Source organism: Pelagibacterium montanilacus (genome assembly GCF_003992665.1).
Lineage (GTDB): Bacteria > Pseudomonadota > Alphaproteobacteria > Rhizobiales > Devosiaceae > Pelagibacterium > Pelagibacterium montanilacus.
Genome location: NZ_RZMX01000043.1, coordinates 1 through 9,437, shown reverse-complemented (window position 1 = coordinate 9,437; position 9,437 = coordinate 1). Strand labels below are relative to the sequence as shown.

The 9,437-nt window shown below is 61.0% G+C and carries 9 protein-coding genes; 2 read left to right on the top strand and 7 right to left on the bottom strand.

Annotated features, from left to right (window positions below):
• Positions 1–70: 70 nt before the first annotated feature.
• The 3 genes from EO136_RS12025 to EO136_RS12015 form a co-directional block, all read right to left on the bottom strand.
• Positions 71–1,270, bottom strand: coding sequence for an IS256 family transposase (locus EO136_RS12025; RefSeq protein WP_127143937.1), 1,200 nt, complete (start codon positions 1,268–1,270; stop codon positions 71–73).
• Between the two features lie 720 nt (positions 1,271–1,990).
• A complete protein-coding gene (locus tag EO136_RS12020) occupies positions 1,991–2,335 on the bottom strand; it encodes a hypothetical protein (RefSeq protein ID WP_127144658.1) in 345 nt (114 codons plus the stop codon).
• Entirely contained in the window at positions 2,332–2,697 is a 366-nt protein-coding gene (locus tag EO136_RS12015) for a hypothetical protein (RefSeq protein ID WP_127144657.1), read from the bottom strand. Before EO136_RS12015 ends, EO136_RS12020 begins: the two co-directional genes overlap by 4 nt.
• 845 nt (positions 2,698–3,542) lie before the next feature.
• Here EO136_RS12015 and EO136_RS12010 point away from each other — a divergent pair.
• A complete protein-coding gene (locus EO136_RS12010) occupies positions 3,543–4,223 on the top strand; it encodes an SDR family NAD(P)-dependent oxidoreductase (RefSeq protein ID WP_246018356.1) in 681 nt (226 codons plus the stop codon).
• Between the two features lie 554 nt (positions 4,224–4,777).
• On the opposite strand, the gene EO136_RS12005 is transcribed toward EO136_RS12010, so the two are convergent.
• On the bottom strand, positions 4,778–5,020 hold the full coding sequence (locus EO136_RS12005) for a GreA/GreB family elongation factor (RefSeq protein ID WP_127144655.1): 243 nt from the start codon (positions 5,018–5,020) through the stop codon (positions 4,778–4,780).
• Between the two features lie 121 nt (positions 5,021–5,141).
• The gene (gene rnk / locus EO136_RS12000) at positions 5,142–5,549 is read right to left on the bottom strand and encodes a nucleoside diphosphate kinase regulator (RefSeq protein WP_246018355.1); all 408 of its coding nucleotides are present in this window, start codon (positions 5,547–5,549) and stop codon (positions 5,142–5,144) included.
• Between the two features lie 944 nt (positions 5,550–6,493).
• Here rnk and EO136_RS11995 point away from each other — a divergent pair.
• Positions 6,494–7,657 carry an MFS transporter gene (locus EO136_RS11995; protein ID WP_246018358.1) on the top strand — a complete coding sequence of 388 codons (1,164 nt, stop codon included), beginning with the start codon at positions 6,494–6,496 and terminating at the stop codon, positions 7,655–7,657.
• Here EO136_RS11995 and EO136_RS18725 read toward each other — a convergent pair.
• The gene (locus tag EO136_RS18725; RefSeq protein WP_246018357.1) at positions 7,627–7,863 is read right to left on the bottom strand and encodes a transposase; all 237 of its coding nucleotides are present in this window, start codon (positions 7,861–7,863) and stop codon (positions 7,627–7,629) included. The genes EO136_RS11995 and EO136_RS18725 overlap by 31 nt on opposite strands.
• A 325-nt stretch (positions 7,864–8,188) precedes the next feature.
• Positions 8,189–9,388 (bottom strand): IS256 family transposase, encoded by a 1,200-nt coding sequence (locus EO136_RS11985; protein WP_127143937.1) that lies wholly within the window; start codon positions 9,386–9,388, stop codon positions 8,189–8,191.
• Positions 9,389–9,437 lie beyond the last annotated feature (49 nt).

Genomic DNA, 9,437 nt, shown 5'->3' with positions numbered 1-9,437 from the left:
GATGGTGTCCCCTGGCGTGGTGTAGGTTGGTTTGGGCCGCCACGCATTTCCCGGCACTGCCGGTGTCGGATCAGCCGGCCAGGGGCGGCAGGCTGATGAGGGGATCATCGCTCATCTGGCTCATTGTTTCCAGTGTCATGTAGCGGGCGCGCTGGACGGCCCACTCATCGTTCTGTTCGAGCAGTAACGCGCCCACGAGGCGCACGATGGCGTCATCATTGGGAAAGATGCCCACGACATCGGTGCGCCGCTTGATTTCGCCGTTGAGACGCTCGATTGGGTTCGTGCTGTGCAATTTGGTCCGGTGTTCGCGTGGGAACGACATGTAGGCCAGAACATCAGGCTCGGCCTCATCGAGCAGGGTGGCCAGCTTGGGCACCTTGGGTCGGATCTGATCGGCGACGGCGCGCCATTGCGCACTGGCCGCCTTTGGTGTTTCCTGCGCAAAGGCCGTGGCGATGAAGGCAGAGACGACACGGCGCCCGCTCTTTCCGGCATGGGCAAGAACGTTGCGCATGAAGTGAACCCGGCATCGTTGCCAAGTGGCGCACAACACCTTGCTGACGGCCGCCTTGATCCCTTCGTGCGCATCGGAGATCACGAGCTTGACCCCACGTAGCCCCCGCCGGGTCAGCTTGCGCAGAAACGCTGTCCAGATCGGCTCGGCTTCCGAGGTCCCGATCTCCATGCCCAGAACCTCACGCCTGCCATCACTGTTGACGCCGATGGCGATAATGGCGGCGACCGAGACGATACGCCCACCGCGGCGCACCTTGAGGTAAGTGGCATCAATCCACAGATAGGGCCAGTCACCCTCGATGGGGCGATCGAGGAAGGCTTTGACCTTATCGTCGATCTCTTCGCACAGCCGGCTCACCTGACTTTTGGAGATGCCGCCCATCCCCATGGCCTTGACCAGATCATCGACTGATCGGGTGGAAATGCCCTGGATGTAAGCTTCCTGGATAACTGCGGTTAGAGCCTTCTCGGCCATGCGGCGCGGCTCCAGGAAGGTTGGGAAATAGGACCCTGTCCTCAGCTTGGGAATGCGCAGCTCGACAGTGCCGGCGCGTGTCTCCCAGTCTCTGTCGCGATACCCATTGCGCTGGGCCAGGCGATCGGAGCTCTTCGCTCCATAACCAGCGCCTGTGGCAGCGCCCACTTCCATCTCCATCAGGCGTTCAGCGGCAAAGCCGATCATCTCACGCAAAATATCGGCGTCGGGGGTCTGTTCGACCAGAGCGCGAAGGTTCATCATATCGGTGGTCATCGGTGGTCCTTTCGGATTGTGGCTTCAACAACCCGACATTACCGGAAAACCGCCGGTGACCACTCTCCTCAGAACCTACACCACCTCCAGGGACACCATCGCCCAAGCTTCGTCGCTCAACCAAAACAGTCTGCTCATCAACACCTCCAGCTCCATTTGAAGCCAAAAAATCTGATTTGCAGCATCTATTCAATATGCTGATTGCGTTTGGACCCTAAGGGCATAAGGGGCAGCATATGAGACTGAGCCCCGGGAGTCGAATGCTTGGCCGCGTGCAGTTGAATCTGGGCCTGAGCGGAACAGAGGATCGATAATCAACCGATCTCGGTCCATATTTTTTCGCGTGCGCAGTGAAGCGCCCATCATGGCCCCGTCGATCCTTGTTTCTCAAAATGTTGCAGGCGTGGCGGTGAAGGTCGGAAAGCGATCGATCCGGTGGACCTGTCGTAGGGTGAATGAACCGTGAGCCGTCATTGGAGCTGGTTATGGGAAAAGAAGGCAGGTCGTCTGGAGCGGAGTGGCTTGGCTCGGACGATGGCATCGCCTCGCCGATGGCTGAGACTGTTCAACCGAGAGTGCAACGAAATGGACGGCCATCGCCAGAACCGGCTGCTCAGCCGGCGAACCACAAAGCTATGGATCTAGACGTGAACTTTTCAAACCGGCCCGGATAGCTCGAGGGCGCGTGCGCGTCCTCGAGCCGGCACGGGCGCAGGCCCATCACGTCATCGCGCGCGCCTCGATCGCTGCGAGTGCGGCTTCGAGCGTGTCGTCGAGCATCGCAAGCACAGCCCGGGCCGCCCGATTTCCCGACCGGGCATGGCACCGAAGTCCAGCGCGAATGAATTCGGGCACCGGGCTGGCATCGACCACCCCCACCAGGTGATACCGAACCGCAAGCGTGATCAACTCGCCAAGGTCCGGGGTGCGAGGGGCGACCTGCCTCAACGGAACCCTCGCGACCCGGCAAGTATCGAAGGCAGGGACATGGTTGCCGCCGTCATCTGTTCCCGCTTGCGGCCTTTCGGCGATCGCAAGCGCATTGGCCTCCGTCCTCTTCATCATGCTGCTCCCTTGCCAGAGATGAGCCAATCGTTGAACCGATGGCGGCTCCCGATCACCATGCGCAGCACCCGCGCCTTCCGGATCGGGCTCCCGAGCCAGCCGCGGGCCATGGGTTTGATATGGACAAGCCAGAGCGCTAGACGCCGGACATGAGCCCGGTCGGGGAAATCGGTCTGATCCAGCCGCGCCTTGAGATGGGCGATCAACCTATCGGTCGATTCCGGAGCCTGGGACGCTGCGCAGAAGAGGATTTCGGCCATCCCGGTGGCCCGTGAGAGTTCACGACGCCTCAGGTCAGGCGCACGCGAGCTTTCCACATGGATCCGGCCCTGGCCGTCCATGATGATAACCAGCAATTTCATGTCGAGTCCCCTTAGTACGCGCTGCGCGGACGCGCACAAAGGATCGGCCGCAACCAGCTGGGCAACGGCGAGGGGAGGGCGGAAAACAAGCCAAGATTGACGCGGGGATGGCCCGCGTGCACAAAGATGAAAGCCATGGAGTACTCCTGTTTAGGCAGTGAGTCTTCGTGGTCAGGGCGTCTTCGGGAGCGCCAACTCCCGGGCGCCCGCCTTGATGCGGAACGCCAACCATCGAAGGCCGGACTTTGGCAAATAATGATCCGGCATCTTCCATCATGCACAGTCCTGCCACTCGGTCGAGACTTGCCTGATCCCAGCCTTAACCACAATTTAACGGCTTTGGACTTGCCCGCCTCTGGGCAATTGCCATGCGCTCTGGTGCAAGACCTAGGTGTAATCAGGGAGGGGCAGGAGCAGGCCCTTTGCCAATGAGCGGATTCGGAGCGCTCAGGGCCCTGTCTTGCATGCCTGCCGCGCTCGGATCGCACCTTGGGCTTCAGCTGGTACTGCGGCTTGAAAGAATGCCGCGAGCCGCCGCATTGATCGCGAGATCACGGAAGACGCCGCAGCAATCGTGGCTCCGCGTTGCCTTCAGTTCGGTTGGTCCAGGATCTGCGGCAAACGTCTGAAGCCGCCCCAAAACCAGGATACAGCCGGCCGCCGAGCGCGGGCGACGCTTGCCGGACACCTCCGGCAGGTCTCTCCACATCTGGCGGTGAAGAGCCAAGCGTACCATGCTAGGCTGCGTCCTGAATTGGACGTACCAAAGGGGGAGTAGTCCTGTGCCAGAGAAGCGGCTTTCGCAAAGGGTCGCCGTTGTCACGGGCGGCGCCGGTGGAATCGGGATGGCCGTGGCCCGCCGCCTTGCCGGGGACGGGGCACGGATTTCGCTCTGGGATGTAAGCGAGAAAGCGCTCGAAGCGGCCTCGCGCATGCTTCCCGAGGCACAGACCGTGCATGTCGACGTCGCCAGCTACCCGTCCGTCGAGGCGGCGGTCAGGGCGACCGAAGAGGCGCTGGGCCGCATCGACATCCTCGTACATTCAGCCGGAATCGCGGGCAAGAATGCCCCGCTCGATGCCTACGAGATCGAGGAATGGCGCCGCGTCATCGATATTGATCTCAACGGCACGTTCTTCGTCAACCGGGCCGTTTTGCCGGGCATGAAGGCTCGCAATTACGGCCGTATCGTCAACATTGCCTCGATCGCCGGCAAAGAGGGCAACCCCAATGCCAGCGCCTATGCCGCGGCCAAGGCCGGCGTCATCGGCATGACCAAGGCCGTGGGCAAGGAATGCGCCGGCTACGACATCGCCATCAATGCCGTGACACCCGCTACCGCCAAGACCGGGATTCTCGACGAGTTGGCGCCCGAGTTCATCGACTACATGCTCAGTCGCATCCCCCGCGGCCGCTTCCTCGAGGTCGAAGAGGCCGCCAACATGATCGCGTGGCTGGTCTCGAGCGAAAACAGTTTCACCACCGCCGCGGTTTTCGATCTCTCGGGCGGTCGGGCGACATACTGAGCTCGACCAGTGTGAGCGGTGCAATCGAACTTTTCGGCGGCAACCGGCCCAGGTGCTCGATGCGGCCAGTCCAGCTCATCGCGAACGCCAAGTCCCCGTTCTGATGGCCTCGTTTGAATGCTGCCAGGGGAAATCGGCGCGTGCCGTCGGAGCCTGTGAGACGATGCGCGACTGCAGCCGGAAGCCAGCACGCACAGTAGCCACGCAAGGGCCGGGGAGCCCTTGCGCGCATGTCACCATCCTGGCATTGGGATAGCTCGCCTGAAAGCAATACCAAGTCAGGCTGCATAGGGCCCCGGATCATCGCCCGGATGAAAGGGACTGGAGCTGGAACGAGCAGGAGTCCTGTCGAGCGATCCGGTTTGTGGGATCAGCCGGAGGTCCGCTGGTCCGCTACAGGCTTTGCTGTGTGCCGTAGGTTGATAGGGCACCTCGTGTACCTCGAGGAGCTCGACGCGATGTCCGAGGTCGATTTCGCTTTGGTCGCCAGCGGCCATGCCCAACATTGCGATTCCGCGCATGCTGGCTATGGATTGTTGCCCTTGGCCCGCAACCTAGTGCTCGATAGCGACCAGTCTGCGCTCCATTGGAAATCCGCCGTTGATGCCAAAGATGACTCTGGAGCCGATCGTGACCACATCGCGGGCTAGGTCGTCTGCGAACACGATCCGGGCGAAATCCAGCTTCTTGCGGATCGCTGCTATGAGAAGCTCGTCATGACCGATGTGATCGGCGAGCATGTTTTCGAGGATCGAGAAGTCTCTTGGGGTGAGCTCGGGAACAATGGCAGTGCTCATCGGAAGGGTCCTTTTGTTTAATCCGGTTCAGAACAAAAGGGGCCAGACCGACCGTTGGTCGGTCTGGCCATACCCTCCAAACTTGCGCACCTTGAACACATTAGGCAGCGGGAACGACATGTCATTGGTCCTGTCGGACATTCAGCACACTCAGCGACAGACGGCGTCCATCCCGGGCTGTCCATGGGATGGTTTGACCCTCGCGCAGGCCAATCAGGGCCGCCCCGATTGGCGTGAGCACCGAGACTTTGCCTGAACTGATGTCTGCATCTCCGGGTAGCACGAGCTGGTAGGTTCGGTTGAACCCATCTGCGGTGGAGAACGACACGATCGATCCCATACGGACCGCGTCCGAGGGCAGCTTTTCCTGCGAGACGACGCGAGCGCGTTCGAGTTCTGCCATGAGTTGCTCGGCGACATCGGCCATGGGGCCGGAAATGCCGCTTGCCATGATCATCAGTTTGCGATGATCCTCCGCCCCAAGCACAAGGCGCGGCAAGGATGATGATTTGATTGCCAGCTGGGCCATTCCAACACACGATCTCCGCCGTGCGCGAATGCACGGGCGGTCCAAATATTCTTAATGATGGGTTTAACGCCAAAGGCGTTGATCTCTATGGGACGAAGAGCGCACCCCCGAAGCTCGGGAGGCGCAAGACGGGCGAGCTTGGGGCTAGTGTCCCGTTACGGGATGTCCCTTTGAAATTCTCAGAAGTGCTGTGATCGCTCGTGTCATCAAGGCCATTAAGGTAGTCCCTCTTACCGCGAAGTCAAGTTGATCCGCCGGGCTGCGGCCGAACAACCCTCCCTGACTTTTCTCCTTTGTATCGGCTACAAGCATGAACCCGAAACATGCTGACCTTCTGCCATGGGCAGACAACTGATCGGTGTTCCATCCAAGGAGGGAGAAGTGACTGTCTGGAGGTACTGCCGGGCCTGTTCGGGGCCGGTTTCAAGGTTCGCCCGAAGGTGCACCTGCTGCCGCAGTGTGGATATGAAACGACCTGGTCCTCCCCAGCATCTTTTTGACGCGCCACCGGTGCGGGGAAGGATTCGGGCGACGTAGCACTTCCTGTTCCGGAACGGGGAAGCTGGCGGCGGTGACGGGCGCAATGGCGCCATTCCCAATAACTGTGGGCTGGCGACGTCCGTATCACCATTGCCGGCATACCGTGCTACCATTTCGTGATCCAGACGAGTTGGGTGTCGTCCGGTTCCAATTTCGTCTGCCCGACGACTGCTAGTAGCCCGATGGTTGCATTGACACTTCCGGGCACCCAAGCCTAGGAACACGTCGATCAGAAATGCTCCATTTTGACCCATGATCTGCGGGTTTGCGATCAGTGTCACAGCGTGTAGGACAAGACGCGATGATGATTGCAGGTTCGGGGGCGGTCTCGGTCCGCTGTGGCTGTGGCCAGGCCCATGACTAGTCCAGCTGGAGGCCAGAAAGCGGTCTGGCGCTTGACGTTGGTGCAAGCGCTCGCTGGTGCCAATGCGCCCGTCGTCTTTGCGACAGGAGCGGTAGTCGGACGCGATCTGGCGCCGGTGCCGACGCTGGCCACTTTGCCTGTCTCCTTCTTCATGGTCGGCATGGCGGCGAGCACATTGCCGGCTGGGATGATCGCCGAACGGTATGGCCGGCGTCCCGTATTCATGCTCGGCAAGCTCGCTGGCTTCCTCTCCGGGATGCTCGCCTGTTTGGCCATCGCAACGCAGGGATTTGCCCTGTTCTGCCTCTCCATATTCCTGGCCGGGGTCTACGCGGCCGTGGTCATGAGCTACAGGTTCGCCGCAGCCGAATGCGTTGAGCCGGCATTCCGGCCACGGGCCTTGGCGACGGTGCTGGCGGGCGGCGTTGCTGCCGGTATCGTAGGAGGCGTGCTGGTCAGCGCAACGATGGATCTCGTGCCCGGATATATGTTCGTGGGCACATATCTTGCGACGGCAGCGATTGCAGTGCTTTCCGCAGCCCTTTTGGCACGCATCGAGCTTCCCAACATCCGCACTGTGGGGACCTATCAGGGGCGTCCGATGCAGCAAATCGCACGTCAGCCCCGGTTCATCGCTGCGGTGGTCTGTGGCATCGTCAGCTATCTGCTCATGAACTACCTCATGACGTCCGCACCACTTGCCATGCGGATGCACGGACACTCCCAGATCGACGCCAACCAGGTGGTGCAATGGCATGTCGTCGCCATGTACGCTCCGAGTTTTGTCGCCGGCCATCTCATGGTCCGGTATGGGACCAGCACCATCACGGGCTTGGGCCTGATCATCACCCTCGTGTCCGCCCTGTTCGCGCTGACCGGCATGTCGGTGGTCCACTTCATGGTGGCCCTGATCGTCCTGGGCATCGGCTGGAATTTCGGCTTTGCCGGAGCGTCGAGCATGATCCTAGAAACCCATCGTCCCGAGGAAAGCGCACGGGTCCAGTCGGTCAACGACTTCCTTGTCTTCGGGTTCGTGGCGGTCGGCTCGTTCCTCTCGGGCGGGATCCTGACGACCTATGGCTGGCAGATCGTGTGCCTGCTCGCGCTTCCTCCCGCCATCGCTGCTCTTGTCATGCTGTTCTTCTTCGACCGCCGTGAGCGGGGAGCGCGGCGTCAGACCCAGGTCATCGATCCGGGACCCTGATGTATGAGCAACCCAGGCGGCGGTAGATGCTCATTTGAAAAGCAGCAACCGCAAGGCTCGAGATCAAGGTCCACAGGCCGACCGAGGTTTCGGTAAAAGATCGCATTCGTAGCCTCGAACAGCCATTTCCGCGTGAATATATCGCCTCGTTTCGAGATGCGCCCGTTTCTGCTGACCTCGCCGGATTCGTAGCGCCTCGGTGTCAGGCCTAGGTATGCCCCCGCACTCGATGAGCGGCGAAAGCGGGTCGCGTCGCAACAACCGCCATTGCGGTGATTGGCCCGATATCAGGAGCGGTCATCAAGAGCCGGACTGTCTAGTGTCGCCTGGCCTCCGCCCGGATCTCGCTGTCGAGGGCAGCGATGCGGGCAAGGATGCCACTCCTGGCCTTCATCAGGGCCTCGAAGACCCTTGACGAACTCGCGCGGGAGTTCATCGATTCCATGCTCAGCCGCATCCCCGATGGTGTCCCCTGGCGTGGTGTAGGTTGGTTTGGGCCGCCACGCATTTCCCGGCACTGCCGGTGTCGGATCAGCCGGCCAGGGGCGGCAGGCTGATGAGGGGATCATCGCTCATCTGGCTCATTGTTTCCAGTGTCATGTAGCGGGCGCGCTGGACGGCCCACTCATCGTTCTGTTCGAGCAGTAACGCGCCCACGAGGCGCACGATGGCGTCATCATTGGGAAAGATGCCCACGACATCGGTGCGCCGCTTGATTTCGCCGTTGAGACGCTCGATTGGGTTCGTGCTGTGCAATTTGGTCCGGTGTTCGCGTGGGAACGACATGTAGGCCAGAACATCAGGCTCGGCCTCATCGAGCAGGGTGGCCAGCTTGGGCACCTTGGGTCGGATCTGATCGGCGACGGCGCGCCATTGCGCACTGGCCGCCTTTGGTGTTTCCTGCGCAAAGGCCGTGGCGATGAAGGCAGAGACGACACGGCGCCCGCTCTTTCCGGCATGGGCAAGAACGTTGCGCATGAAGTGAACCCGGCATCGTTGCCAAGTGGCGCACAACACCTTGCTGACGGCCGCCTTGATCCCTTCGTGCGCATCGGAGATCACGAGCTTGACCCCACGTAGCCCCCGCCGGGTCAGCTTGCGCAGAAACGCTGTCCAGATCGGCTCGGCTTCCGAGGTCCCGATCTCCATGCCCAGAACCTCACGCCTGCCATCACTGTTGACGCCGATGGCGATAATGGCGGCGACCGAGACGATACGCCCACCGCGGCGCACCTTGAGGTAAGTGGCATCAATCCACAGATAGGGCCAGTCACCCTCGATGGGGCGATCGAGGAAGGCTTTGACCTTATCGTCGATCTCTTCGCACAGCCGGCTCACCTGACTTTTGGAGATGCCGCCCATCCCCATGGCCTTGACCAGATCATCGACTGATCGGGTGGAAATGCCCTGGATGTAAGCTTCCTGGATAACTGCGGTTAGAGCCTTCTCGGCCATGCGGCGCGGCTCCAGGAAGGTTGGGAAATAGGACCCTGTCCTCAGCTTGGGAATGCGCAGCTCGACAGTGCCGGCGCGTGTCTCCCAGTCTCTGTCGCGATACCCATTGCGCTGGGCCAGGCGATCGGAGCTCTTCGCTCCATAACCAGCGCCTGTGGCAGCGCCCACTTCCATCTCCATCAGGCGTTCAGCGGCAAAGCCGATCATCTCACGCAAAATATCGGCGTCGGGGGTCTGTTCGACCAGAGCGCGAAGGTTCATCATATCGGTGGTCATCGGTGGTCCTTTCGGATTGTGGCTTCAACAACCCGACATTACCGGAAAA